Source organism: Pantoea sp. 1.19 (assembly GCF_001922585.1).
In the GTDB taxonomy this organism is placed as follows: Bacteria; Pseudomonadota; Gammaproteobacteria; order Enterobacterales; family Enterobacteriaceae; genus 1-19.
Map to the genome: position 1 here is coordinate 724,103 of NZ_MRBS01000001.1, position 26,992 is coordinate 751,094.

General features: G+C 61.6%; 16 protein-coding genes. 8 read left to right on the top strand and 8 right to left on the bottom strand.

Translation table 11 applies throughout. The features are described from left to right. Positions 1 to 135: 135 nt before the first annotated feature. The 6 genes from lolC (at position 136) to BS626_RS03675 (ending at position 6,845) form a co-directional block, all read left to right on the top strand. Positions 136 to 1,335, top strand: coding sequence for a lipoprotein-releasing ABC transporter permease subunit LolC (lolC, locus tag BS626_RS03650; protein WP_075181015.1), 1,200 nt, complete (start codon positions 136 to 138; stop codon positions 1,333 to 1,335). Continuing rightward, positions 1,328 to 2,032: a lipoprotein-releasing ABC transporter ATP-binding protein LolD gene (gene lolD, locus BS626_RS03655; RefSeq protein WP_075181016.1), complete on the top strand. Its 705-nt coding sequence runs from the start codon at positions 1,328 to 1,330 to the stop codon at positions 2,030 to 2,032. Before lolC ends, lolD begins: the two co-directional genes overlap by 8 nt. Next, on the top strand, positions 2,029 to 3,273 hold the full coding sequence (gene lolE, locus BS626_RS03660; RefSeq protein WP_075181017.1) for a lipoprotein-releasing ABC transporter permease subunit LolE: 1,245 nt from the start codon (positions 2,029 to 2,031) through the stop codon (positions 3,271 to 3,273). Before lolD ends, lolE begins: the two co-directional genes overlap by 4 nt. An 8-nt stretch (positions 3,274 to 3,281) precedes the next feature. Next, positions 3,282 to 4,193, top strand: a complete 912-nt coding sequence (gene nagK / locus BS626_RS03665) for an N-acetylglucosamine kinase (protein WP_075181018.1) — start codon at positions 3,282 to 3,284, stop codon at positions 4,191 to 4,193. Positions 4,194 to 4,201: 8 nt separating this feature from the next. Further along, positions 4,202 to 5,035, top strand: a complete 834-nt coding sequence (gene cobB / locus BS626_RS03670) for a Sir2 family NAD+-dependent deacetylase (protein ID WP_075181019.1) — start codon at positions 4,202 to 4,204, stop codon at positions 5,033 to 5,035. Between the two features lie 769 nt (positions 5,036 to 5,804). Then, positions 5,805 to 6,845, top strand: coding sequence for a glycosyltransferase family 9 protein (locus BS626_RS03675; RefSeq protein ID WP_075181020.1), 1,041 nt, complete (start codon positions 5,805 to 5,807; stop codon positions 6,843 to 6,845). A gap of 38 nt (positions 6,846 to 6,883) precedes the next feature. On the opposite strand, the gene BS626_RS03680 is transcribed toward BS626_RS03675, so the two are convergent. The 8 genes from BS626_RS03680 to rluE form a co-directional block, all read right to left on the bottom strand. Further along, positions 6,884 to 8,011: a cupin domain-containing protein gene (locus BS626_RS03680; protein ID WP_075181021.1), complete on the bottom strand. Its 1,128-nt coding sequence runs from the start codon at positions 8,009 to 8,011 to the stop codon at positions 6,884 to 6,886. Positions 8,012 to 8,066: 55 nt separating this feature from the next. Next, entirely contained in the window at positions 8,067 to 9,533 is a 1,467-nt protein-coding gene (gene phoQ, locus BS626_RS03685) for a two-component system sensor histidine kinase PhoQ (protein WP_075181022.1), read from the bottom strand. Next, positions 9,530 to 10,201, bottom strand: a complete 672-nt coding sequence (phoP, locus tag BS626_RS03690; RefSeq protein WP_075181023.1) for a two-component system response regulator PhoP — start codon at positions 10,199 to 10,201, stop codon at positions 9,530 to 9,532. Before phoP ends, phoQ begins: the two co-directional genes overlap by 4 nt. Positions 10,202 to 10,322: 121 nt before the next feature. Further along, a complete protein-coding gene (purB, locus tag BS626_RS03695) occupies positions 10,323 to 11,693 on the bottom strand; it encodes an adenylosuccinate lyase (protein WP_075181024.1) in 1,371 nt (456 codons plus the stop codon). A gap of 5 nt (positions 11,694 to 11,698) precedes the next feature. After that, positions 11,699 to 12,343 (bottom strand): high frequency lysogenization protein HflD, encoded by a 645-nt coding sequence (hflD, locus tag BS626_RS03700; protein WP_075181025.1) that lies wholly within the window; start codon positions 12,341 to 12,343, stop codon positions 11,699 to 11,701. 44 nt (positions 12,344 to 12,387) lie between these two features. After that, positions 12,388 to 13,497, bottom strand: coding sequence for a tRNA 2-thiouridine(34) synthase MnmA (gene mnmA / locus BS626_RS03705; RefSeq protein ID WP_075181026.1), 1,110 nt, complete (start codon positions 13,495 to 13,497; stop codon positions 12,388 to 12,390). Positions 13,498 to 13,560: 63 nt separating this feature from the next. Beyond that, positions 13,561 to 14,034, bottom strand: coding sequence for an NUDIX domain-containing protein (locus BS626_RS03710; RefSeq protein WP_075181027.1), 474 nt, complete (start codon positions 14,032 to 14,034; stop codon positions 13,561 to 13,563). A 14-nt stretch (positions 14,035 to 14,048) separates the two neighbouring features. Next, complete coding sequence (gene rluE, locus BS626_RS03715; RefSeq protein WP_075181028.1) at positions 14,049 to 14,696, bottom strand: 23S rRNA pseudouridine(2457) synthase RluE; 648 nt, start codon at positions 14,694 to 14,696, stop codon at positions 14,049 to 14,051. Positions 14,697 to 14,907: 211 nt separating this feature from the next. Here rluE and icd point away from each other — a divergent pair, with 211 nt between their 5' ends. Both icd and BS626_RS03725 read left to right on the top strand, forming a co-directional pair. Beyond that, a complete protein-coding gene (gene icd, locus BS626_RS03720; RefSeq protein ID WP_075181029.1) occupies positions 14,908 to 16,158 on the top strand; it encodes an NADP-dependent isocitrate dehydrogenase in 1,251 nt (416 codons plus the stop codon). A 799-nt stretch (positions 16,159 to 16,957) separates the two neighbouring features. Further along, entirely contained in the window at positions 16,958 to 26,986 is a 10,029-nt protein-coding gene (locus BS626_RS03725; protein ID WP_075181030.1) for a non-ribosomal peptide synthetase, read from the top strand. The last annotated feature ends 6 nt before the right edge of the window (positions 26,987 to 26,992 follow it).

Genomic DNA, 26,992 nt, shown 5'->3' on the forward strand with positions numbered 1-26,992 from the left:
TGCACATATTTTCATCAGGCGCAGCGGCGCAGCAGTGCGCCGTGATTTTGTTACCCGGGGAGAGCGGGGCGCGGTGGCATCACCGCGGCATAACCTTTATCATGCGTTCACGACGTTACTGCTAAGAACGAGACTATGTATCAACCCGTTGCGTTATTTATTGGCCTGCGCTACCTGCGCGGGCGCGCCTCGGACCGCTTTGGGCGCTTTGTCTCCTGGCTGTCCACCATCGGCATTACCCTTGGCGTAATGGCGCTGGTCACCGTACTGTCGGTGATGAATGGTTTTGAACAGGAGCTGGAAGGCAGCATTTTGGGACTGATGCCGCAGGCGGTCATCACCGGTGAAAAGGGGTCACTTAATCCGTCTCAGGTGCCGGCCGCCAGCCTCAACCTGCAGGGCGTGACGCGGGTGGCGCCGCTGACCACCGGGGAGGTGGTATTGCAGAGCAGCCACGACATTGCCGTTGGCGTTATGTTGGGCGTGCAGCCCGACGAACCCGATCCGCTCACGCCGTGGTTAATCAACACGTCACAAAGCGTGCTGCAACCGGGCAAATACAACCTGATCCTCGGCGAGCAGCTGGCCGCCCAGTTAGGGGTAAAACGCGGCGACAGCCTGCGCCTGATGGTGCCCTCCGCCAGCCAGTTTACGCCGATGGGCCGGGTGCCGAGCCAGCGCCTGTTCACCGTGGCCGGCACCTTTGCCGCTAACAGTGAGGTTGATGGTTACCAGATTCTGGTGAATCAGCAGGATGCCTCGCGGCTGATGCGCTATCCGGCAGGCAACATTACCGGCTGGCGCCTGTGGCTACAGGCGCCGCTGGCGGTGGATCAGCTCAGCAAGCAGACCCTGCCGGCCGGGCTGGTGTGGACCGACTGGCGCGAGCGTAAAGGTGAGCTGTTCCAGGCCGTGCGCATGGAGAAAAACATGATGGGACTGCTGCTTAGCCTGATCGTGGCCGTCGCCGCGTTTAACATTATCACCTCGCTGGGCCTGCTGGTAATGGAAAAGCAGGGTGAAGTGGCGATCCTGCAAACGCAGGGGCTGACCCGGCGGCAGACCATGCTGGTGTTTATGGTGCAGGGTGCCAGCGCCGGAATTATCGGCGCGCTGTTGGGTGCGCTGCTTGGGGTGCTGCTGGCCAGCCAGCTCAATACCCTGATGCCGATCATTGGTTCGCTGCTGGACGGCGCGGCGCTGCCGGTGGCCATTGAACCGCTGCAGGTCGCGGCAATCGCCCTCATCGCCATGCTGGTGGCCCTGCTGTCGACCCTGTATCCCTCCTGGCGGGCCGCCGCCGTCCATCCCGCTGAGGCTTTACGTTATGAGTAATTCTATGCTGTTGCAGTGTCACCATTTGTGTAAAAGCTACCAGGAAGGCAGCGTGCAGACCGACGTGCTACACGATGTCACTTTCTCGCTGGCGCCGGGCGATATGATGGCGATTGTTGGCAGCTCCGGCTCGGGCAAAAGCACCCTGCTACACCTGCTGGGTGGGCTGGATTCGCCCACCTCCGGCGAGGTCATTTTCAACGGCCAGTCGCTGAACGGGCTTTCATCGTCGGCGAAGGCCGATCTGCGCAACCGCGAACTGGGCTTTATTTACCAGTTTCACCACCTGCTGCCGGACTTCAGCGCGCTGGAAAACGTGGCAATGCCGCTGATGATTGGCCGCCAGCCGCCAGGCATCGCGCAGGAGCAGGCGATGACCCTGCTGCAGGCGGTCGGGCTGGCGCACCGGGCCAGCCACCGGCCATCGGAGCTCTCCGGCGGTGAGCGTCAGCGGGTGGCCATTGCCCGCGCGCTGGTGAATAATCCGCGCCTGGTGCTGGCCGATGAGCCCACCGGCAACCTGGATGCGCGCAATGCCGATGCCATCTTTGATCTGCTGGGCGAACTGAACGTGCGTCAGGGCACCGCCTTTCTGGTGGTCACCCACGACCTGCACCTGGCGAAGCGCCTGAAGCAGCAGCGGGAGATGCGCGACGGGCGTCTGAACGACAGCCTGACCCTGGAGGCGCTGCCATGACCTCCCCGTTATCCTTGCTGCTGGGGATGCGCTTCAGCCGCGGCCGCCGCCGCGGGGGAATGGTCTCGCTGATTTCGGTCATCTCCACGGTAGGTATCGCCCTTGGCGTGGCGGTGTTGATCATCGGCCTCAGCGCGATGAACGGCTTTCAGCGCGAGTTGAACGACCGTATCCTGGCGGTGGTGCCGCACGGCGAAATCTCACCGGTGAAGCCGCCGTTTACCGACTGGCAGGCGGTGCAGCAGCGCGTCGCGCGCGTGCCGGGCATCGCCGCTACCGCGCCCTATATCAGCTTTACCGGCCTCGTGGAGAGCGGCAGTAAACTGCAGGCGATTCAGTTGAAGGGCGTCGATCCGCAGCAGGAACTGAAGCTCAGCGCGCTGCCGCGCTTTGTTAAAGATCAGGCCTGGTCGCGCTTTAGCGCCGGTAAACAGCAGGTCATTATCGGCCAGGGCGCCGCCACGTCGCTCGGCGTAAAAACCGGCGACTGGCTGACGGTACTGATCCCCAATAATGATGGCGATAACCGCCTGCTGCAGCCGAAGCGCATTCGCCTGCAGGTGGCCGGTATTCTGCAGCTGAGCGGCATGCTCGATCACAGTCTCGCACTGGTGCCGCTCAAGGATGCGCAGCAGTACCTGGATATGGGCAATGACGTCAGTGGGATTGCCCTGAAGATGGACGATGTGTTTCAGGCGAATGCGCGAGTGCGCGACGCCGGCCAGGCCAGCCAGGCCTGGGTCTACGTCAAAAGCTGGATTGGCACCTACGGCTACATGTATCGGGATATCCAGATGATTCGCGCTATCATGTACCTGGCGATGATTCTGGTGATTGGCGTCGCCTGTTTCAACATCGTCTCGACGCTGGTGATGGCGGTCAAAGACAAAAGCAGTGATATTGCCGTTCTGCGCACGCTGGGGGCCAAAGACCGGCTGATCCGCGCCATCTTTATCTGGTATGGACTGATGGCCGGCCTGGTGGGCAGCCTGTGCGGCGTGGTGGTCGGCGTGCTGGTGGCGCTGAATCTGACGCCGATCATGCGCGGTATTGAGCGGATAACCGGCCACCGTCTGCTGTCCGGCGATATCTACTTTATTGATTTTCTGCCGTCGGAGCTGCACTGGCTGGACGTGGCCTCGGTGCTGGGAACGGCGCTGGTGCTGAGCCTGCTGGCGAGCTGGTATCCGGCGCGGCGCGCCAGCCGACTGGATCCGGCGCGCGTGCTGAGCGGGCAGTAGGCGCGACCATGTACTACGGTTTTGATATTGGCGGCAGTAAAATTGCGCTGGGGGCATACGACGCGCGGCGCCAGCTGCAGTGGCAGACGCGGGTGCCAACCCCCCGCGACGACTACGCGGCTTTGCTGCAGGTGCTCTGCGACCTTACTGCGCAGGCCGATCGCCGCTTTGGCTGCCGCGGCAGCGTCGGCGTCGGCGTGCCGGGGCTTCCGGTACCCGACGACGGTACGCTGTTTACCGCCAATATTCCGGCCGCGCAGGGGCAGCGACTGCAGGCCGACCTCAGCGCCCGCCTCGGGCGCGAGGTGCGCATCGACAACGATGCCAACTGTTTTGCCCTGTCGGAAGCCTGGGATGATGCCTTTCGCCACTATCCGGTGGTACTGGGCCTGATTCTGGGCACCGGCGTCGGCGGCGGCGTGGTGGTCAATGGCCGGCCGCTGACCGGGCGCAACCACATTGCCGGCGAGCTGGGTCACGTGCGCCTGCCGGTGGATGCGCTGGCGGCGGTGGGCGAGGGTACGCCGCTGCGCCGCTGCGGCTGCGGTCAGCTGGGCTGCGTGGAGACCTGGCTCTCCGGAGAGGGCTTCGCCTGGCTGTTTCAGCAGCAAACCGGGGAGGCGCTCAGCGCGCCGGCGATCGTCGCCCGCTTTCAACGGGGCGACGCGCAGGCTCGCCAGCATCTCGCGCGCTATCGGGCGCTGCTGGCGGTCTGCCTGGGGCATTTTCTCACCCTGTTTGATCCGCACCTGGTGGTGCTGGGGGGAGGCCTGTCGCAGTGTGCGGCATTGTACGAAGGATTGGGCGAACGGGTCCGGCCGCATCTGCTGCCGGCCGCTCGCCTGCCGCGATTTGAACCTGCGCGACACGGCGATGCGGGAGGCATGCGCGGTGCTGCGTTTTTGCATCTAAATACCTGAGGAGAGTTATGCGAGTACGACGCAGAGGATTACGGTTGGCACGCTATAAGAAGAGCAAGCGATCGCTGCATCAGCGCCTTCGCCAGCGGATTTTTGAACGTGACCGTAGCGTAGAACTGGCGCTGCACCCGCAGCCGCGGGTGGTGATCCTCACCGGCGCGGGCATCTCCGCAGAGTCGGGCATTAAGACGTTTCGCGCGGCCGATGGCCTGTGGGAGGAGCACCGGATTGAAGAGGTGGCGACGCCGGAGGGCTTTGCCCGCGATCCTGATAAGGTGCAGGCCTTTTACAACGCTCGCCGCCGCCAGCTGCAGCAGCCTGAGATTCAGCCCAACGCCGCGCACCGTGCGCTGGCCGAGCTGGAGGCCACGCTGGGCGATCGCTTTCTGCTGGTGACGCAAAATATTGATAACCTGCATGAGCGCGCCGGCAACAGCCAGGTGCTGCATATGCACGGTGAGCTGTTAAAAGTGCGCTGCGCCGAAAGCGGCCAGGTCCTGCACTGGCAGGAGGACGTGAAGCCCGGTGACCGCTGCCACTGCTGCCAGTTTCCATCCCGCCTGCGTCCGCACGTGGTGTGGTTTGGTGAAATGCCCCTCGGTATGGAGGAGATTTATGCCGCCCTGCAGGAAGCCGACTACTTTGTGGCCATCGGCACCTCCGGCCACGTCTATCCGGCGGCGGGGTTCGTCCACGAAGCCCGCCTGAACGGCGCGCATACCCTTGAGCTAAACCTCGAACCCAGCCAGGTCGGCAGCGAGTTTGCTGAGGCGCACTACGGTCCTGCGAGCGAGGTGGTGCCGCAGTGGGTAGCCGGTTTTTTACAGCGCCTGCGCAACTAGCTCCCGACGCGCCCCTGAGCGGGGGCGCCGCGGCTGTTGTGACCAACAGCCCCCACCGCCGTCTTCATCCGTCCCGCGACGCCGTGGCGCTCGGTCTTTACCGCGTCCGCGCGCGTTATGCCCTCCTGAATACGCCCCGGCTGACCCGCGCCCGGCGGTTGTGCGGCCCGACGCCTGCACCCGCGCCGTAGCGCTCGGTCTTTACCGCGTCTGCGCGCTATGCCCTCCTGAATACGCCCCGGCTGACCCGCGCCCGGCGGTTGTGCGGCCCGACGCCTGCACCCGCGCCGTAGCGCGCGGTCTTTACCGCGTCCGCGCGCACTATGCCCTCCTGAATACGCCCCGGCTGACCCGCGCCCGGCGGTTGTACGGCCCGGCGCCCGCACCCGCGCGGTGGCGCGCGGTCTTTACCGCGTCCGCGCGCGTTATGCCCTCCTGAATACGCCCCGGCTGACCCGCGCCCGGCGGTTGTACGGCCCGGCGCCCGCACCCGCGCGGTGGCGCGCGCTCTTTACCGCGTCCGCGCGCGCTATGCCCTCCTGAATACGCCCCGGCTGACCCGCGCCCGGCGGTTGTGCGGCCCGGCGCCCGCACCCGAGCAGGCCTGAGCCGGGCCGATGGTCGCTGAATTATCTGAAAAATGAGGGCGATGCGCCGATAAAGGGAACTCCGTAAAGGCAAGCGGTTCTAATCGTTAGTTTTACTAGAACTAGTAATCATGAAATGATAGTCATCGTGATGATAGCCGCACAACAATAAGCCTTTAAAAATGAAAATACTCCTGATACGCCGCGATAACATCGGGGATCTGATCCTCACCACGCCGCTGATCGCCTCGCTTGCACAAGCGTATAACGCGCCGGTCGATCTGTTGGTCAACAGTTACAATCAGGCGGTCCTGCACGGCAACCCTGACGTCGGGCAGCTCCACCTTTACAGCAAGTTACACCATCGCCAGCCCGGGCAGTCCGCGCTGTCGGTCCTCTGGCAGCGGTTAAAAACCATTCTGGCACTGCGTCGGGCGCGCTATGACGTGGCGATTATTGCCCGGGAGCAGTGGGATAAGCGACCGCTGCAGTGGGCAAAGCTCGCCGGCGCCCGGCGTATTATTGCGCTGGGTGAACAGATGCCGGCGGCGATCACCGATCCGGTCTCGCCGGGGCGCGAGCCCGAGCATATCGTTCAGCGGCTGGCGCGGCTGACCGCACCACTGGGCCTGCCGGAGACACCGCCGGGGCCGCTGGCGCTCTACCTGGGTGATGATGAAATTGCCGCCATGCGTCAGCGGCTGGCGCTGAAAGAGGGGCTGCCGGTCTACGGCCTGCAAATCAGCGCGCGTAAGGCGCCGCAGCGCTGGCAGGTGGAAAAGTTTGCCGAGCTGGCCCGCCGGCTGGTTCAGCAGGAGCACTGCCAGCTGCTGCTGTTCTGGTCGCCCGGCGATGCCAACAATCCGCGGCATCCTGGTGATGACGATAAAGCGGCCGAACTGCTTGCCGCCTGCGCCGGACTGCCCATCGCGCCGGTGGTGACGCACCAGCTGCGTGAGTTGATGGCGGCAATGTCGTTTTGCGACCAGATACTGACCAGCGACGGCGGCGCGCTGCACGTTGCTGCCGGCGTCGGCGTCCCGACGGTGGCGCTGTTTGGCAACAGTGAAGCGCATTTTTGGGGGCCGTGGCAGGTGCCGCATCGGGTGGTCGAGGGGCCAACCCGTGACGTCAGGCTGCTCAGCGTCGAGGCGGTACTGGAGGCGTTTAACGCCCTGCGCCAGCAGGTGCTACAGCAGGCGGGGGTAGCGATCCCGGCATGAAGAAGCCGCGCGGCGGGTGCCGCGCGGCATCAGGGGCGTCAGGCTTCGTCGTCCAGATACCAGTAGCCGCTGTTGATCAGCGCGGCCAGCTGGGCAAGGAAGGAGGGGTCGTCCAGCGCACCGGCAAAGTCCTCACCGCGGAGGGTGAGCTTGTTGGCCAGGGCGTGTAGCGCCTGGGGATGCGCCGAGGTGAAGGATTCGCCGTTCACATACACCGCGTCACCCAGCGTCACCACGCGCAGCCCGCCCAGGCGGCGCAGCGGCTCGCCCTGGCTCAGCAGATCATACACCTCGTCCGGCTGATAGGGCGGCTCCGGCGGTGCGATATCCAGCTCGTGGCGCGACTGGGAAATAAACTCGCCAAACCACGGACCAAAATGCGCCGGCTGATTAACCAGATCCAGCATCATCTGGCGAATGCCATCCAGCTCCGCCGGCAAAATCTGCGACGGATCCCGCCGGGTAGCGACCTGCGGATCGCTGTAGCGCTGTCCGCCCAGCTCGTTGGCCAGCACGTAATCGGCAAAGCTGCTCAGTAGCTCACGGCCGCTGGGCGCGCGGAAACCTACCGAGTAGTTGAGCGAACTTTCCAGCGAGAAACCTTCGTGCGGGAAACCGGGCGGAATGTAGAGAATATCGCCGGCCTCGGTCTCTTCATCAATGATCGCGTCAAAGGGTGCGACCTGAAGCAGATCCGGATGCGGGCAGTGCTGCTGCATTGGCACCTTATCGCCCACCCGCCAGCGGCGCCGCCCGGCGCCCTGGATGATAAAGACGTCGTACTGGTCCAGGTGTGGCCCAACGCCGCCGCCGGGCACCGAAAACGACACCATCAGATCGTCGGTACGCCAGTCTGGCAGGCCGCGGAACGGCTGCATCAGCGCTGCTGACGGCGCATGCCAGTGATTAACCGCCTGCACCAGCAGCGACCAGTTGTGATCGCCAAGGTGATCGTAGTCGGTGAAGGGGCCGTGACGCACCTGCCAGTTGCCGCTGTCGTGGCTGACCAGCCGGCTGTCGACTTCGTTCTCCATCGCCAGGCCCGCCAGCTCGTCCGGTGACAGGGGATCAATAAAGTGGGTAAACCCGCGCTTCAGCAGCACCGGGCGTTTTTGCCAGTATTTTTCAATAAATTCTGGCCAGTTGAGGTCGAGCTGATAATCCATACTCAGTCCTGGAGAGAGGGGAAAAGAGGCTAATTATACCAGCCCGGCGGCCTTTTCACCCAGGCTTATGCTCAAACTGCTGCAGGTGGAAAGTGACTTCCATCCGCGCACCGCCCAGCGGGCTGTCGCTGATTTTCACTCCGCCGTGATATTGCTCAAGAATGTCCCGCACAACCGACAGGCCGATGCCCTGTCCGGGGCGCAGGGTGTCCGCGCGCTGCCCGCGTTGAAAAATCACGTCCCGCTTGCTGACCGGAATCCCGGGGCCATCATCATCGACGATCAGCGTCAGCCGATCCTCACCCTGCAGCAGACTGATTTCGACAAATTCCAGGCAATATTTGCAGGCGTTATCCAGCACGTTACCCATTACTTCCATAAAGTCGTTCTGATCGCCCAAAAAGGTGACCTCGGGTGAGACGTCCAGCGACAGAGAGACGCCTTTGCGCTGGTAGACTTTGTTCAGTGCCGAACAGAGGCTGTCGAGCAGTGCCGGTACCGAATGGATATCGCGCTTTAGCGAAAAGTGCTCGGCCTGCATGCTGGCGCGATGCAGATAGTAGCCGGTCTGCTGCGAAATCCGACTGATTTGCTCCAGCATCACCGGTTCCGCCTGCTCCAGCGTCAGCGATTTGCCGCTGCGCAGCGAGCGCAGCGTGCTTTGCAGCACCGCCAACGGGGTTTTCAGGCTGTGGGTCAGATCGGACAGGGTGGTGCGATAGCGCTGCAGCCGCTGACGTTCGCTATCCAGCAGCAGATTCAGGTTGCGCACCAGGCTTTTCAGCTCCTGCGGCGTGCAATCATCCAGCGCTTCGCGCTGACCCTGCTCCAGCTCGCGCACCTGACCGGCCAGCGATCCAATTGGCCGCAGGCTCCAGTGGGCCGCCAGCCACAGCAGCGGTACCACCAGCAGCAAATTGAGCAGCAGCACGTAGCTGAACCATGACCAGACTACATCGGAATGCTGGAGCTCCTGCGGAATGGAATCGACCACCACAATGGTCAGTGCCGGCAGGGTCGGGGTGGCATCGTAGCGGTTAACCGCCACCGAGTGGGTGAAGGTGTCGTCGCCGTTGCTGTCATAGTCGCGTAGCTTATCCAGCCCCGCCGGATTATTGTTCATCACCAGGCTGCTGATGCGACTGGTGGTGTCAATTTCGTAAAAATCAGATTTCTTCAGCCACTGCGGGCGAATTTTTTCCCGCAGTTCCGGCACGTCGCGCAGCTGCCACAGCAGGCGCCCCTTATCATCATAAATAAACACCAGCGTCGGAAAGTTCAGGCTCATCCGATCCGGCAGGGCAATGGAGAGGCGATGATCGTGCCACTGCGCAAGGGTGAAAAACAGATTGCTCTCGCCGCGCATTTCCCGAAAGGTATTTTTGTCGAAGCTGACCATGTAGCCAATTACCGCCACCATGCCATATGCCAGCGACATCACCAGGATCACCGCGGAGGTCGCCAGCAGAAAGCGCGCCCGGAGGGAGAAGGGGCGGCGGGGAGCGCGACGTCGTCCGATCATGCTAAATCAAACCGGTAACCCTGTCCGCGCACGGTGGTGATTACCTCACGCGGGTGTTCAGCCTGTATTTTTTTGCGCAGGCGACCCATCAGTACGTCGATGGTGTGACTTTCGCGCAGCTCGGCGTCGGGATAGAGCTGCAGCATCAGCGCATCCTTGCTCACCACTTTGCCGGCGTTGCGCAGCAGCATTTCAATGATGGTGTACTCAAACGCGGTCAGTTTGATCGGCACGTCATTGATCATCAGCTCGCGGCGCGAGAGATCGATCTGAAACGGTGGCAGGCTGACGACCTGCGAGGCGAGACCGCTGTTGCGGCGCATCAGCGCCTGCAGGCGTGCCGCCACTTCTTCGATATGGAAGGGCTTGGTGACATAGTCATCGGCGCCGGCCTCCAGCGCTTCCACCTTCGCCTGCCAGCCTTCTCGCGCGGTGAGTACCAGAATGGGCTGTTTCACCTGCTCGCCGCGCCAGCGGCGGATCAGCGACATCCCGTCCTCGTCCGGCAGGCCAAGATCGACCAGCGCCACGTCGGGCAGGTGCTCATGCAGGAAATAGTCGGCCTCTTTGGCCCCCTCGGCGGCATCTACCTGATGTCCCATTTCACGCAGCTGGACCGCCAGGTGGTGGCGCAACAACACATTATCTTCAACTACCAGGACGCGCATCGCGACTTCCTTCTGATCATCGGCGGTTGCCGGTTCATCGATATAATGACAGCAGTATATAAAAAAATGTGTAAACGGGGAGTGAATGAATGCAGGCCGATGGGGCGGCCTGCAAGCAACATTACTTCAGGTCATCCACCATCTGCACGGCGCGGCCGAGATAATTGGCCGGCGTCATCTGCTTCAGGCGGGTTTTTTCCGCTTCCGGCAGCGCCAGACCGTCGATAAAGGCCGTCATCCCGGCGGCGTCCACGCGCTTACCGCGCGTGAGCTCTTTCAGCTTTTCATACGGCTTTTCAATACCGTAGCGACGCATTACCGTCTGGATGGGTTCGGCCAGCACTTCCCAGTTTTGATCCAGCTCGGCCAGCAGTCGGTCGCGATTCACTTCCAGCTTGGCGATGCCTTTCAGGGTCGCCTGATAAGCGATCAGCGCGTAGCCGACGCCGACGCCGAGATTACGCAGCACCGTGGAGTCGGTCAGATCCCGCTGCCAGCGCGATACCGGCAGCTTACTGGCCAGATGCTGCATCACGGCGTTAGCCAGGCCGAGGTTGCCCTCGGAGTTTTCAAAGTCAATCGGATTCACTTTGTGCGGCATGGTCGAGGAGCCAATTTCACCGGCGACGGTCTTCTGCTTGAAGTGGTTCAGCGCGATGTAGCCCCAGATATCGCGGTCGAAATCGATAAGGATCGTGTTAAAGCGGGCCATGCAGTCAAACAGCTCGGCAATGTAGTCATGCGGTTCGATCTGGGTGGTGTAGGGGTTCCAGGTGATCCCCAGAGAGGTCACAAAGCGCTCGCTCAGCCGGTGCCAGTCGACTTCCGGATAGGCCGCGAGGTGAGCGTTATAGTTACCGACCGCGCCGTTAATTTTACCCATGACTTCAATGCGCTCCAGCTGACGCAGCTGACGCGACAGGCGGTAGGCGACGTTGGCCATCTCTTTACCCAGGGTGGAGGGGGTGGCCGGCTGACCGTGGGTGCGCGACAGCAGCGGGATATCGCGGTACTCGGTGGCCAGCGCCTGTACCGCGTCAATCAGCTGACGCCAGTAGGGCAGGATCACTTCGCGACGGGCAGTCTCCAGCATCAGCGCATGGGAGAGGTTATTGATGTCCTCAGACGTGCAGGCGAAGTGGATAAATTCAGACACTGCGTGCAGCGCCGGCACCGCCGCCACTTTCTCTTTCAGGAAATACTCGACCGCCTTCACATCATGGTTAGTGGTGCGCTCAATGGTCTTAATGCGCGCGGCGTCTTCTTCGTCAAAATCGCGAACAATGGCATCAAGGAAAGCGTTTGCGTCAGCATCAAATGCAGGAACCTCCGCGATCTCTGCGCAGTCGGCCAGCTGCTGCAGCCAGCGAACCTCGACCTCGACGCGGAACTTCAGCAGGCCGTATTCGCTGAAAATGGCGCGCAGCGGGCTGACTTTGTCGCCATAGCGACCATCGACGGGGGAGACGGCGGTCAGAGAGGATAATTCCATGGGTCTTACTCCTGGGGCGTTGAGAGATTAGCGAGAATGTGTTTTGCCTGGTTAACCAGGCGCGTGCGGGAAAACATCAGCTGCCAGCGGCTGCCGCCGACCTGTTTCCACAGCACCGCAGCGCGGATCCCGGCCAGCAGAGTGGCGCGCACTTTACTTTGAATCTGGCTGTTTTGCAGCACGGCAGGGGAGCCGGTCACCTGGATGCGCGGACCGAGCGGGCTTATCACGTCGACGTAAATGCTGGCCATCGCGCCAATCAGCGGCTCTGAGTCCAGCGCGTAGTGCGCCAGCTGGCGGTCCAGCTGCGTGATGCGCTGCGCCAGTGTCTCACCGGCCTGCGAATGTTTACTCAGTTTGCGCTCAAGCATGATCATGCTCAGGGTATAGCGGGTGATCTCCGCACCGGCGCCCTGGCGGCTGTTGCTGTGCAGAATGGCAATCAGGGTCTCCAAACCGAAGCGCAGGTGGTGCTCGTCATGGCCAAACACCGCCAGCGTCGAGTCGGGGTTGCGATCGATCAGGCTCTGATAAGCCACCCGCAGCAGGGCGCTGTCGCAGTGGCCCTGGTGTGCCAGTTGCTGAACCAGATGCGCCGACTGGCAGATGCCCGCCAGCGCCAGGGTAATGTCGTAATCGTTTTTAGCCACATCAACTCCTGAGCAGGCGCCGGGCCGGATGCCCGACGCGACGGCTAGACTAACGGCAAACGGGATTCGATAATGCCGCCACCAAGACAGACGTCATCGAGATAAAACACCGCGGACTGGCCGGGGGTGACGGCCGCCACCGGCTCGTCAAAGCGCACCGTAATGCGCGTATCGTCGAGCGGCGTGACCAGACAGGGAATATCCTGCTGGCGATAGCGGGTTTTCACCGTGCAGCGCAGCGGGACGCTCAGTGCCTGACGATCGACCCAGTGCAGCTGCTGGGCAATCAGGCCCACGGACATCAGGCGCGGGTGTTCACCGCCCTGAGCAACGATCAGCGTATTGTTGTCCACGTCTTTGTCGACCACGTACCACGGCTCATCGCTGCCCGCTTTCAGGCCGCCGATGCCCAGTCCTTTGCGCTGGCCAAGGGTGTGATACATCAGCCCCTGATGCTCGCCGAGCGGCTGGCCATCCACGCTGAGAATCGGACCTGGCTGCGCCGGCAGGTAGCGGCCGAGGAAGTCGCGGAACTTACGCTCGCCGATAAAGCAGATGCCGGTGGAGTCTTTTTTCCTGGCGGTCACCAGCTCCAGCTGTTCAGCAATGCGGCGAACTTCCGGTTTTTCCAGCTCGCCGACCGGGAACAGGCTCTGCGCCACCTGCTGGTGGCTGAGGGTATAGAGAAAATAGCTCTGGTCTTTGTTGCCGTCGCGCCCGCGACACAAGCGGCTGATGCCGTCGACGTCGTGGCGACGCACATAGTGTCCGGTGGCAATGTAGTCCGCGCCGAGGTCTTCGGCGGCGAATTCAAGAAACGCCTTAAATTTAATCTCTTTGTTGCAGAGAATATCGGGATTCGGCGTGCGTCCGGCCTGGTATTCTGCCAGGAAGTGCTCGAAGACGTTATCCCAGTATTCGGCGGCAAAGTTGATGGTGTGCAGCGGGATGCCCAGCTTATCGCACACCGCCTGCGCATCGGCCAAATCAGTGGCGGCCGTGCAGTACTCCTCACCGTCATCCTCTTCCCAGTTTTTCATAAACAGGCCTTCAACCTGGTAGCCCTGCTGGAGCAGTAACCAGGCGGAAACGGAGGAGTCAACGCCGCCGGACATGCCGACGATCACTTTTTTCTGGCTGTTATCAGCGTTCATGAGGAGCTACTCGCTTGTGGGAGCCGTGCGCATCGCGGCCCCGGAAAAATCAGGCGGCATAGTCTAGCACGCGCCGGACGGTGGCGCATCACCGAAAGGCCAGTTGAATGCGCTCAGCAGCGCCAGCGGAAAGCGCTCAGGCTGCTGATAGCGGCGCAGGCTCTCGGCCACCAGCGGCGAACGCAGGTTATCGGCGGCAAACACCTGCCCGGGGCGCACCCAGTGACAGCCGCTGATATCGGGATCCTGCGGGGCGGTGGTGCAGCGCGCCGGCAGATCCAGCGCGAAGAGAAAGCGGATAAAGGGCGTGCGGTCCGGCGCGATCCACTGATGGATCTGCAGCAGGCTCTGCGGGACGGCGTCAAGGCCGGTCTCTTCGCGTAGCTCGCGTTGGGCAGCGTGCAGCAGGGTTTCGTCCGCTTCCAGATGGCCAGCCGGCTGATTCCAGGTCAGACGGTCATTCACCCACTCTTCAACGACTAAAAAATGGCCTTCGGCCTGCACCACGCAGGCCACGGTAACGTGCGGTGTAAACATCGTTCGCTCTCCGGTTACGCTTCGGTTATGTCTCGCCAGGTGCCGTTCGCCAGGCCGTCCAGCGTCCAGCCTCCCATCGCATAGCGGATCAGGCGCAGCGTGGGATGACCAACGTGGGCGGTCATCCGCCGCACCTGACGGTTACGTCCCTCATACAGAGTGATCTTGAGCCACTGTACGGGAATGTTTTTGCGTTCGCGAATCGGCGGCTGTCGCGGCCACAGCCACGCCGGCTCCTCCACCCGCTCGACCCCGGCGGGCAGGGTGGGACCGTCATTTAGCGTCACCCCGCGGCGCAGGGCCGCCAGCGCCGCGTCATCTGGCAGCCCCTCCACCTGCACATAGTAGATTTTGCCGGTGCGCTTACCGGGCTGGGTCAGGCTGGCCTGCAGGGCACCATCGTTGGTCAGCACCATCAGGCCCTCGCTGTCGCGATCGAGGCGACCGGCGGGATAGATGCCGCTGAACGGCACAAAAGCTTTCAGCGTGCGCCGCCCGGCTTCGTCGCTAAACTGCGGCAGGACATCAAAAGGTTTGTTAAACAACACCACCCGCCGCGGGCCTTTATGGGCGGCGGACTTGGCGGGACGCGGGCGTTTAACGCGGTGAGAAGAAACGGATTTTTTTTGCATGATCTTTGCACTCTGAAACAATCGGCGCATTATACCCATCATGCCCGGGACTGTATCGCGCGATGGACGCCGCGGCGCAGCGGGCAGCGCGTTGACGGGCGAAAAACTGCGCAACCCGTGCGCGCAGGCCATTCGGTGGCCGGGCTGCGTATCGTTGGTAATTGGCGCGGCAGTAATATTCAAGTAGTATTGTCGCGCATCTTACAAATCATTAACAAAAAAGCGCTCGAAGGAGAGGTTAATGGAAAGCAAAGTAGTTGTTCCGGCGGAAGGTCAGAAAATCACCCTGAACGAAGGGAAACTCCACGTACCCAACCATCCGGTCATCCCTTACATCGAAGGTGACGGCATTGGCGTCGACGTGTCTCCCGTGATGTTAAAAGTGGTCGATGCCGCCGTGCAAAAAGCCTACAACGGCGAGCGTAAAATTTCCTGGATGGAGATTTACACCGGTGAGAAGTCCGTTGAGCTGTATGGCCCGGACGTGTGGCTGCCGCAAGAAACCCTCGATCTGATTAAAGAGTACCGCGTGGCCATCAAAGGCCCGCTGACCACGCCCGTCGGTGGCGGTATTCGCTCTCTTAACGTGGCTCTGCGCCAGGAGCTGGATCTTTACGTCTGTCTGCGTCCGGTACGTTACTACGCCGGCACGCCAAGTCCGGTGAAACGCCCGGAAGACACCGACATGGTGATTTTCCGTGAGAACTCTGAAGATATCTATGCCGGTATCGAGTGGAAAGCGGACAGTGCCGAAGCGAATAAAGTGATCGCCTTCCTGCGTGATGAAATGGGCGTGAAGAAAATTCGCTTCCCGGAGCACTGCGGTATTGGCATCAAGCCTTGTTCGGAAGAAGGCACCAAGCGCCTGGTGCGCGCGGCCATTGAGTACGCGATCACCAACGATCGCGACTCGGTCACTCTGGTGCACAAAGGCAACATCATGAAGTTCACCGAAGGTGCCTTTAAAGACTGGGGCTACGCGCTGGCGAAAGAAGAGTTCGGCGGCCAGCTGATCGACGGCGGCCCGTGGATGACCATCACCAACCCGAACACCGGTAAAGCGATCGTCATTAAAGACGTGATTGCCGATGCGTTCCTGCAGCAGATCCTGCTGCGTCCGGCCGAATACGATGTGATTGCCTGTATGAACCTTAACGGTGACTACATTTCTGACGCGCTGGCCGCGCAGGTGGGCGGCATTGGGATTGCGCCGGGCGCGAATATCGGTGATGAGTGCGCGCTGTTTGAAGCGACCCACGGTACCGCACCGAAATATGCCGGTCAGGATAAAGTGAACCCGGGGTCAGTTATCCTCTCCGCCGAGATGATGCTGCGCCACATGCAGTGGTTTGAAGCGGCCGATCTGATCGTGAAAGGCATGGAAGGTGCCATCGCGAACAAGACCGTGACCTATGACTTCGAGCGTCTGATGGACGGTGCGAAACTGCTGAAATGTTCTGAGTTCGGTGACGCTATCATCGCGAACATGTAATCCAGCCATGGCGTGACACCCTGGCGGGGGCCGACAGGCTCCCGCTTTTTTTTGTCCGCGCGCAGCCACCCCGTTGCGCTTAACACCGGCATGACCCGTTGACCGGCACCCGGCAGGCACGGATGAGCCGCGTGGTGGGCGCAGGACGGGGGTGGCCCGGGCTACCGCTGGGTAACGCTTCGGCCCGGCAACGGGTGCGGAGGGCGTGCCGGGCGCCGGGTGCGGATTATCATGGCTAATATGAGTAAGTAAGTTAGTTAGCTACGACGTTATTTCAGCTGAGAAACCATGAAAAATCTAATATAAAATTCTCAGAACAGTTTTGAATGCCTAATGATATTATCCTTTTTTAAAGAAGGATGTCGCCATTAGGGTGCAAAAGTTTCCAAAAATAAAACAAAAACGCTGTGCAATAACCCCGCCGCGCGGCTATCAATGTCGTGGTTCAACTTTTATTACCCTATATTCGGCTATTTTTGCGGAGAGTTATTTGACGCCTTTTCGTGATTATTCTTATGCCTTAATAAAATAAATTCCTGCTATGGCTTTGACACTTGATATATGATTGGTTATCGTGGCTTACCAGTTTAAATGTTAATGTGTTAGTTATACTTATCCTCGCATCCATTTTAGCGATATGACCCAGCTGAAGACGTCACCTCCATTACGCCACGCAGAACCTCGGGAAGTGATGCCCGTGACGCTGCTTACGCGTATTGGCAGGTGAGGGCATCTGCCCGCCGGACGTCAACGATTTCTGTCGCTGTTTTGCTCACTTTTAAAAAGGATTTTAAATATTATGAAGCCCACGCCTGCCAGCCCCTATACGCGCCTGTTCTGGAATGAATATCTGCTGGACGAGCGCGGCTACGGCTATAATATGTTGCTTGACCAAACTGTGACCGGTCCGCTGGATATTTCTCGCCTGGCGGCGGCCGTCGCGCGCCTGGTCAGCGACTATCCCCTGATGCGCAGCGCGCTGCAGGAGTCCGATGGCGTGCTGTACTGGGTGCCGGCGCGTTGCACTCCCGCGCTGGAAATAGTGGCCGACGAAGGCGATCCGGCGGCGCAGGTTCGGGCGCCTTTTGATCTTCGGCGGGGGCCACTGTGCCGCTTTGTCGTGATAAAACACAGCGACGACCGCCATCGCATTCTTTTTGTTTTACACCACATCATTGTTGATGGCCTCTCGGCTGCGGAATTTTACCAGGCCATTGAAAAATATTATCTCGACGGAGATAGCGCCAGTCCGCCGCCGCAGACGCATGAATGCCGCGTGCAACTGGCGCGCCAGTTCGAAAAGGATATTCACACCCTGAAGCAGCAGGATGCCTCCGAGCAATTTTGGCGGGAAATACTCAGCGGCTGCCCGCAGCGGATAAATCTGCCTTATCTACCCCAGGGAGATCAGGAGACACAGCAGAATGAAATTCGCTTTTCGTTAGCCAATAGCACCTGGAAAGGGCTAAGTGGACATATAAAATACGTGACGCCATTTTTGGTGTTTAAAACGTTGTGGGCGCTGCTTGTCGCCCGACAGTCCAGTCAAACTGACGTGGTCATCGGTTATCCGGTCGCGCCTGCCGGCGGAGAGCCACTCTATTTTGGCGCGCAGGTGAATACCGCCGTATTCCCTTTTTCACTGGCGGATGGGGCCACGTTTAATCAACTGTATCGGCAAACGCTGGCGTATACCCGAAGCCTCAGGGCCAGCGGCGGGCATCGTCATTCACAGCTGCCAACGGGAGATATTCTGGCCAATAGCCCAATTGCGTCTTTACAGGTCAATTTCACGCAGGCCTGGCTAAAAGACTATCCACTGCAGCTGCCCGACTGCCAGGCACAGATTAATAGCCAGTACAATCTGGATTTAGCCGGTTCGGAGCTGCTGCTGGAGTATCAAAAGCAGCCTGATGGGTTCGATTTTCGTCTGCGCTTTGACCCGGCCTTATTTTCCTACGAGCAAATGGCGGACATGGCCGAACAGTACCTGGCGCTGATGACTCAGGCAATGCTGGCACCCGATCGTCCGGTGTCCCGCTTTCCGCTGCTCACTGCCCAGCAGTATCAGCGAATGAACGATCGCATGCTGACGCTCTCCTGTGCTCCGCCGGCGGCAGAAGCGTCTCTGCTCAGCGCGCTCCTCTGCGAGGCCCGGCGCCATCCGCTGCGGCTGGCGCTGCAGGATAGTCAGCAGGGCTATGACTATCAGACGCTGATGGCACGCGTCGGGCAGGTTGCTTGCCGGCTCCGCGCGGCCTGGCATGCGCGCACCGGTCACGCCATGCCGGCCGATACGCTCATTCCGCTGCTCGTACCGCGCGGTGCCGAGGCCATCATTGCGCTGCTGGGCATTCTGCAGGCCGGCGGGGCTTACGTTCCACTGGATCCCGCGCTTCCGGCCGGGCGGCTGGCCTATATTCTAAAGGATGTGGGGAGCCCGCTGATGGTCAGTGAGACGTCCCTGCGCACCGTGCTATCCGAAACGGCGATGGAAGCAGAGGTGCTGTATATTGATACGTGCCTCGCGGATCCGCTGTGCGTTGAGGAACCGCTACCAACGCTTCGCGGTGAGCAACTGGCGTATGTTATCTACACCTCCGGTACCACCGGGCGGCCAAAAGGCACGCTATGCACACATGCCGGAGCCGCAAACATGGTCGCGCGGCACGCGGAGCGTATGGGGATGACATCGCGTGAGCGGCTACACTGTTTGCAATTTGCCTCGCTCGCCTTTGACGCCCATGTGTTTGAAGTGTTTCTGGCGCTCTCAGGCGGCCATTCTCTGTATGTGGTGGACGAACCGGCCCGCATCGATCCCAGTCGGCTGATCGACCGCCTGCAGGCCTGGCAGATTGGCTGCTGTTTTCTGCCGCCGTCGCTGCTGGCCACCCGCCCGCCGCTGCCGGCGTGCGTGCGCTATGTGTGCGTAGGCGGAGAATCGACGCCGCAGGAGATCCTCGATAACTATGCCGCTACCGGCATCACCCTGGTAAACATGTATGGCCCGACCGAGGCGGCGGTCAGTGTCAGCCTGAATATCTACCGCGGCAACGGCGCGCAGAATATTGGCCGGCCCATTGGCAATATGCGGGCCTACGTGCTTGATGAGCATCGGCATCTGCTGCCGTTCGGCGTGGAGGGCGAGCTCTATCTGTCCGGTATCGGACTGGCACGTGGCTATCTGCATCAGCCGGAGATGACGGAGCGCGCTTTTGGCCGCAATCCTTTTAGCGATGAAAAACAGTATGCGCGTCTGTATCGCACCGGCGACCGGGTCCGCCAGCTCACCGACGGCAGCCTGATTTACTGCGGGCGCCAGGACCAGCAGGTGAAAATCCATGGCCACCGTATTGAGCTGGGGGAGATTGAATCCGCGCTGCGCCAGCTTGATGGCATCCGCGAAGCGGTAGTGGCCATCGATCCACAGGGACGCAACCGCATTCATGCCTGGTATGTCGCATCGTCCGCGGCCAGCCTCAGCGCCGAACAGATCCGCCAGCAGCTGGCCCTGCGCCTGCCGGCTTACATGCTGCCTGCTGCCATCGCTGAGATAGCCACCGTACCGCTGACCATCAGTAAAAAAGTGGATTACCGCGCCCTGCCGGAACCGACGGAGGTGGCGGGCAGTGCACCGTATCAGGCGGCGGAAACCCCGATGGAACGCGCGCTCCAGCCGCTGTTTGCCGCACTGCTACCGGGGCGGATTGGCTGCCATGACCCGTTTTTTCACGTCGGGGGGCACTCCATCCTTGCCATCCGCCTGTGCCATGAAATAGAGCGCCAACTGGGCTATCGGATATCGGTCGCTACGCTGCACCAGCATCCCACGATCAGGACTCTTGCCGCCTGTCTTGAGCGCCTGCCGCGGGCGGCGGAAGCCTCGCCGCTGCGCGCTCGTCATCTGCCATTCGGGCCGCTTTCGCTGCAGCAATCGCGACTGTGGTTTATTGAACAGCTGGAGACCGGCGTCTCTCATTACCTGACGCCGGTCGCGCTGCGTCTTGGAGCGCAGGTGAATATCCCGGCGTGGAAGTCCAGCCTGATATCGCTGGTTGAACGCCATGCGGTGTTACGCTCGCTGATTCATCAGGACCGCGATGGCGAGCCTGAGCAGTACATTACCTCCCGCACGCTGACTGTCACTGACGCGACGCTGCCGGCCAGCGAGTGGCGGGCCCGCGTGCAGGCGGCGATGCAGGTGCGCATGGATCTGACGACAGATTTGCCGGTGCGCGCCGCGATCTGGCACCTGACGCACGACAACGGTACTGTCGACACCCGCGCCCTGATCATCTTCCATCACAGCGTGTTTGACGGCTGGTCATTGCCGGTAATGCTCAAAGAGCTGGCGGCGCTGTACGCCTGGCATTGTGGTCAGACCGCCGCGCCGCCGGCGATGCCCGCGCTGCAGTATCTCGACTATGCCTGCTGGCAGCGCGAGGCGACCCAGACTGAGGCGCAGGCGCGCAGCCTGACGTTCTGGCAGCAGCAGCTGCTGGACTACCAGCCGCTGGACTTTCCTCATGATTTCGCTCGTCGATCGCCGGCGGAGCGCCGCGGAGAGACGCTGACATTCACGCTGCCCGCCTCGCTGAGCGAGCGCATCGCGCATCTGACGCGGGAACATGATCTGCGCCCGCACGCGCTATTTCTTGCGGGCTTTATCCTGCTACTGTCCCGCTACTGCGGGCAGGATGACATTCTGGTCGGGATGCCGCTGGCGAACCGTGAACGGCCGGAGCTGGATGAGATGATCGGTTTCTTTGTCAACGTGCTGCCGATGCGCTGCCAGCTGAACAACGATGATGAGGTGGTCGCGTTTGTCCGCCGGGTAGCGGACGCCACGCTGGCAATGCAGGCCCATCAGCACCTCTCGCTGGAACAGCTGCTGGATGCGCTGGCGGTGCCGCGAGACTTCACTCAGCACCCGCTGTTTCAGGTGATATTTGCTCTGGAAGAGGAGGGGGAGGCGATCGCGTTACCGGCGGGAATCGGCCTGCTTGAGCCTTCCGCAGAGGATCGTTCGGCCAAATACGATCTGACGCTTACCGTTCAGACCGGTAAAGGCGCAACGCGGGTGCGTCTCAACTACGATTGCGGTCTGCTGCGTGACGCGACGCTACGTCACTTTGCGGATTATTATGTCAGCTTGCTTCAACAGCTGGTGCAGGGTCCTCATGTTCCGCTGGGAGCGATCCGCTTACCCACGATCGTCGCCCCCTGTAATGCTGGCCGCGGTGAGGGGATGCAGCGGCTGTATGATGGCTTCCTGCAGCAGGCACGGCGCGATCCGCTGGCAACGGCTATCGTGGATGCCGATGGCGCAATGACATACGGCGAGCTGCTGCACGCGGCGCTGACGCTGGCGACACAGCTGCGAGCACAGGGAAAAGTGCGCGGTGAAGCGATTGCTCTGCTGCTGGATAAGGGAAGGGCGCAACCCGTCGCGATGCTGGCGGCCCTGTTTTGCGGCAACGCTTTTCTGCCAATGGACAGCGCCTGGCCAGCGCAGCGCCGTCGGGAAGTGATGGCAATGGCCAACAGTAATACGGTGCTTTGCCACCGCGAATGGGACTGCGACGGCCTCAACGTGGTGTTGCTTGAGCGTGACGGTACGGCGACGGAGCTACCGATGCCGGATACCCTTCTGCCGCCCTGTGCGGTCGAGGCCGGCGATCTGGCTTACATTATCTTTACGTCCGGCTCGACGGGCCTGCCAAAGGGCGTGGCAATTGAACATCACAGCGCGGTGACCACACTGGCGGCGACCCAACGCAAGTTTTCACTCACCGCAGCGGATCGCACACTGGCGCTGAGCGCGTTCAGTTTTGATCTGGCCATCTACGATCTGTTCAGTCCGCTCTCCTTGGGCGGTGCCTGCGTGATGCCGGCGGAGGCCGATAAAGCCAACCCCGCCGCCTGGTATGCGCTGATCGTTAATCAGCGGGTTACCAGCTGGCTTAGCGCGCCGGCGTTGATGGAGCTGATGCTCGATTATGTGCAATCGCAAGGACGGATCGACACCCCCCCGCCGGCACTGAGGATTGTCATGCTGGGCGGCGACTGGATTGGACTGTCGCTACCGGAGCGCCTGCGCCGCTGGGCGCCGAAAGTCCGCTTTTACAGCGCCGGCGGTGCCACCGAAACGGCCCTGTTTTCCATTCTTTATGAGGTGCCGCCGGGACCGATACTCACGAAAAGCATTCCCTACGGCACGCCCCTCGACGGTGAGGCGTTTTACATTCTGGATGCCGATCTCAGACCGCTGCCGCCGGGCGCCGTAGGCGAAATGTTCGTTGCCGGATCCGGGCTGGCGCGCGGCTATTATGGCGATGAGGCGCGCACCGCAGAGCGTTTCTTCTGGCATGATGCGTTAGCTACGCGTCTCTACCGCACGGGCGATAAGGGCCGCCGTCTCACCGACGGTCACCTTGAGTTTATGGGACGGTTGGATCAGCAGCTGAAGGTCAATGGCTACCGGATCGAACCGGGCGAGATCGAGAACACGCTGCTGGCCTGCCCCGGCGTCACCGGCTGCTGCGTGACGCTTACCGCCGGGGCCGTGCCAGAGTTAGGCGGCTGGTTCACCGCCGCGGAGCCGCTGGACCCCGCCCGTTTGGAAACGCATCTGCGGCAAACGCTGCCAGACTATATGATCCCGTCATTCCTGCTGCAGATTGCGCAGCTGCCGCTGACCGTCAACGGAAAAATCGCCCGCGATCGCCTGCCGCTTCCGCCGCGAGCGGGGGCGGCGTTTGTCGCCCCGGCCACGTCGGCGGAACGTGCCTGCGCGCAGATTTGGTCCGCACTGCTGCAGCGGGAGTCGATAAGCGTCACGGCGCGATTTTTTGCCCTGGGCGGTAACTCTCTGCTGGCGATTCGCGCCTGCTATCGGATGCGGGATGTGCTGCAGCGTGAGATAAGCATTCACGATTTGGGGCGCTATCCGACTATTCGCCAGCTGTGTGAGGGATTGAACAATATCGATCCGGTTACGGCGCCAGTGCGCATTCCGATTGGTAATGCCGATCAGCATCCGCTGTCGGCCTCGCAGCAGCAGCTGTGGTTTATCGAAAATGTCACCGGCGGCGGCAGTTTGTATCACGTACCGATGTTATTCCGGCTGGCGTCGGACTGCGACATCAGCGCATGGGTACGCAGCCTGCAGTGGCTGGTCGCGCGCCACGGCGCGCTGCGCAGTCAGCTGGTGGACGGGCCGGACGGCCACGCCATGATGGCACTCAGCGATCGTCCGCTGAGCATCCGGCGACGGGAGGCCGATGAGACTACGCTGCCGCGCCTCCTGCGCGAAGAGATTGATCGCCCGTTTGATCTTCGCCTGTCGCTGCCGGTGCGCGCCGTGCTGTACCACACTCCTCAGGCGAAGGGCGATCCCATCACCCGCTGCCTGCTGGTGTTTCACCATCTGGCGTTTGACGGCTGGTCGCAACGTCTGTTTATGCAGGAGTGGCTCAGTGGCTATGATGCTTTCCGGCGTGGTCAGTCACCGGCGCTGGCGCCGCCGGCGCTACAGTATGGCGATTATGCCTGCTGGCAGCAGGCGCAGCTGGCATCGGCGGCGTTTCAAGCGCATCAGACTTGGTGGCAGCAGACCCTGAGCGGCTGGCAGGATCTTAACCTGCCTACAGACTTCAGCCGGCCACCGCGCTTCGATCATCGCGGAGACAGCGTCGACGCCCGGCTGCCCGCAACGCTGGTGGCGCAGGTGGAACGCACAGCCCGACAGCTGGCCATTACCCCTTTCGCCCTCTATCTGGGGGCCTTCAACGTGCTGCTGAGTCTGTTTAGTAACCAGCAGGACCTGATTGTCGGCACGCCGGTGGCCAATCGCCCAACCCCGGAGACCGAAGGCGTGATCGGCTTTTTTGTCAATACCCTGCCGCTGCGCAGCCGGCTGGATGATCAGCAGCCTATCGGTGACTATCTTACCGGGGTGTTTGATGGCCTGATGGCGGCGCAGGCGCATCAGGCGCTTCCGCTGTCACACATCATTCGCGCACTGCAGGTTCCACAAGATCTCTCCCGTAATCCGCTGTTTCAGGTGCTGTTTACTTTTGAGGAGGATCAGGCGATGCCGGCGCTGCCGGCGTGGCTCCAGCCGGAGGCGCTGGGAGAGGCCTATCGCGCGGCCAAATTTGATCTCATGCTGTGTCTGCAGCGCTGCGGCGACGCGGTGAGCGCCAGTCTTAACTTCGCTACTGCGCTGTTCCACCGCGACACCATGGCGTGTTTAGCGGACTACTATCAGCGCATTTTACAGCACATCGTCGCGGCGCCTGCGGAGCCCCTGCGCACCATCACGCTGCTGCCTGATGAGGCGATCATCGCCGAGCGCGCCCGCTGGCAGCAGGCCGGGCCGGCATATGACTTCCAGCGGCCGATCCACGCCGATTTCCTTCAGCATGCGGCCCAGTATCCGGACGATCCGGCGATTGTCGATGCGCGGGGAACGCTCACTTACGGTGAACTCTACCAGGCGGCGCTTACGCTCTCCCTGCAGCTGCGACACCACGTGGCTGACAGCGGTGATACCGTCGCCGTGCTGGTGGATAAAGGGCGGGCGCAGGTGATTGCCGTACTGGCGATTGTGATGGCGGGGAAAGCTTATCTGCCGATGGATCGCGCCTGGCCAGTGCAGCGCTGTCAACAGGTCCTCGAGCATTCGGCAACCCGGCTGGCGATCGTCGATCGTCCCGATGCCGGCTGGGCTGGCGTGCGGCCGCTGCTGATCGATATCGACGGTCGGGCCGACCTGCCGCCCCCCACGCTGCCGGGGCAGCCGCTGATGCCCGATCCCGCCGCGTGCGCCTATGTTATTTTTACCTCCGGCTCCACCGGTACGCCGAAAGGCGTGGCGGTCAGGCATAGCGGTGCGGTTAACACGATTGTCGATACCGTGCGCCGTCTCAACCTGCAGCGCGGGGTACGGGGTCTGGCGATCAGTGCGCTCAGTTTTGATATCTCGGTATTTGATCTGTTTGGCCTGCTGTCGTGCGGCGGTACGATGGTGATGCCGGGCGAAGAAGAACGTTACCAGCCGGATGCCTGGTATCGTCTGCTTATCCAGCACCGGATCGGTTTCTGGAACTCAACGCCGACGGTGATGGGCTTGCTGGCCGACTTTGTCGAATCCGATCGTCCGCGCCCGGCGGGCCGCGTGGCACTTCGCCACGCGATCCTGGTCGGCGAGGTGATCCCGAAGCCGCTGGCGGCGAGGATCCGTCGCTTCAGTCCAGCGTGTCGGGTATTCAGCACCGGCGGCGCCACTGAAAGCTCCATCTGGTCGATCATCTACGAAATTCCCCCGGGTGAGATCGCCCGGATCAGCGTGCCCTATGGTCAGGCCATGACTCACCAGCGCTTTTACATACTTGATCGCTACCAGCGTCCGCTGCCGCCCGGTATGCCCGGCGAACAGTATATTGGCGGAGCCGGCGTCGCCGAGGGCTATTATCGTGATCCCGCGCTGACCGCCGAGCGGTTTATTGATCATCCGCTACTGGGCGAACGACTCTATCGCACCGGCGATGCCGGGCGCTACCTGCCGGAGGGGAATATTGAGTTTATGGGGCGAATGGATTTTCAGGTGAAACTGCAGGGACATCGCATCGAACTGCAGGAAATTGAGCACTGCGTGCTGCAGTTTACCGGCATTCAGGCCTGCTGCGCGGTGGTCTGCAGCGTCGGCGAACAGCCAATACTGGCACTCTACTATGTCAGTGCCCAACCCTGTGATGACAGCGCGCTGCAGGCGCACATCGCGCGGCGGCTGCCGCGTTACATGATTCCCTCATCGCTGAACCGCCTGGCAGCACTGCCGTATAACGCCAGTGGCAAGCTGGATCGTAAAGCGCTGCCCGCACCGCAGGCCACTCACCGCACGGTGGAGGCCTGGGTAGCGCCGCAAACGGCGCTGGAGCAGCAGCTATGTGCCAGCTGGCAGACGCTACTGCGGGTAGAGAGTATCGGCATGAATGATGACTTTTTTCAGCGTGGCGGGACGTCGATCCTGGCCATATCGGCCTGCGTCAGCCTGTCATCACTACTGGGGCGCGAAGTACCGGTGGTCAGTCTGTTTGAGCATCGGACGATCGCTAAGCTACTGGCGGCGGCGCCGCAGGGGCTGATTGTTCCGCTTAACACAGTAAACAGACCACGGCCGACGCTGTGGATGATTCACCCGGCGCTGGTGGGCACCGAGGTTTTCTTCCCGTTGGCGGCGCAGCTGAGCAGCCACCTGCGCTGCATCGGCGTCGATAATTACCATTTGCGCGGTGAGACACCGATTGCCGAACTGTCGGCCCTGGCCAGGTATTACCTGCGGGAGATGCGGCCAGGCAACGGTCCGCTGCGGATACTGGGCTGGTCGCTCGGCGGAATTATCGCGCTGGAGATGGCGGCGCAGCTGGAGGCAGAAGGCGTACGGGAGATTGAGCTCTACCTGCTGGACAGCTTCTATCAGCAGAGCGTCACGGCCAGCGTCGATACCGATACGCTGCTGGCCACTCTCGGGCTGGAAGGCGAGGCGGCCAGTCGGGCGCGGCGGATTGCCGATCATGAGGCCGCGCTGGCCGCTCAGCCGCTCAGCCAGCCGCTGCGACACACCCGGGTCACGCTGTTTAAAGCGCTGCGGGCGAATCCTGCGCTGGTCGATCCGACGCTGACCGCGCTGATTGCGCTGGACACTAACGGTCTGGAGGCGGTGTGCCCACGGCTCAGTGTTCGGACGCTGGACTGCGATCACCACACGGTCCTCAGCCAGGCTGAACAGATTGCGGCGGTGCTTATCAATGCGGTCAGCTGATCGTGG

Excerpts from the sequence above, each read along its gene's own strand:
- lolC (WP_075181015.1), top strand. The coding sequence starts at position 136 with ATGTATCAACCCGTTGCGTTATTTATTGGCCTGCGCTACCTGCGCGGG.
- lolD (WP_075181016.1), top strand. The coding sequence starts at position 1,328 with ATGAGTAATTCTATGCTGTTGCAGTGTCACCATTTGTGTAAAAGCTAC.
- lolE (WP_075181017.1), top strand. The coding sequence starts at position 2,029 with ATGACCTCCCCGTTATCCTTGCTGCTGGGGATGCGCTTCAGCCGCGGC.
- nagK (WP_075181018.1), top strand. The coding sequence starts at position 3,282 with ATGTACTACGGTTTTGATATTGGCGGCAGTAAAATTGCGCTGGGGGCA.
- cobB (WP_075181019.1), top strand. The coding sequence starts at position 4,202 with ATGCGAGTACGACGCAGAGGATTACGGTTGGCACGCTATAAGAAGAGC.
- BS626_RS03675 (WP_075181020.1), top strand. The coding sequence starts at position 5,805 with ATGAAAATACTCCTGATACGCCGCGATAACATCGGGGATCTGATCCTC.
- BS626_RS03680 (WP_075181021.1), bottom strand. The coding sequence starts at position 8,011 with ATGGATTATCAGCTCGACCTCAACTGGCCAGAATTTATTGAAAAATAC.
- phoQ (WP_075181022.1), bottom strand. The coding sequence starts at position 9,533 with ATGATCGGACGACGTCGCGCTCCCCGCCGCCCCTTCTCCCTCCGGGCG.
- phoP (WP_075181023.1), bottom strand. The coding sequence starts at position 10,201 with ATGCGCGTCCTGGTAGTTGAAGATAATGTGTTGTTGCGCCACCACCTG.
- purB (WP_075181024.1), bottom strand. The coding sequence starts at position 11,693 with ATGGAATTATCCTCTCTGACCGCCGTCTCCCCCGTCGATGGTCGCTAT.
- mnmA (WP_075181026.1), bottom strand. The coding sequence starts at position 13,497 with ATGAACGCTGATAACAGCCAGAAAAAAGTGATCGTCGGCATGTCCGGC.
- BS626_RS03710 (WP_075181027.1), bottom strand. The coding sequence starts at position 14,034 with ATGTTTACACCGCACGTTACCGTGGCCTGCGTGGTGCAGGCCGAAGGC.
- rluE (WP_075181028.1), bottom strand. The coding sequence starts at position 14,696 with ATGCGCCGATTGTTTCAGAGTGCAAAGATCATGCAAAAAAAATCCGTT.
- icd (WP_075181029.1), top strand. The coding sequence starts at position 14,908 with ATGGAAAGCAAAGTAGTTGTTCCGGCGGAAGGTCAGAAAATCACCCTG.
- BS626_RS03725 (WP_075181030.1), top strand. The coding sequence starts at position 16,958 with ATGAAGCCCACGCCTGCCAGCCCCTATACGCGCCTGTTCTGGAATGAA.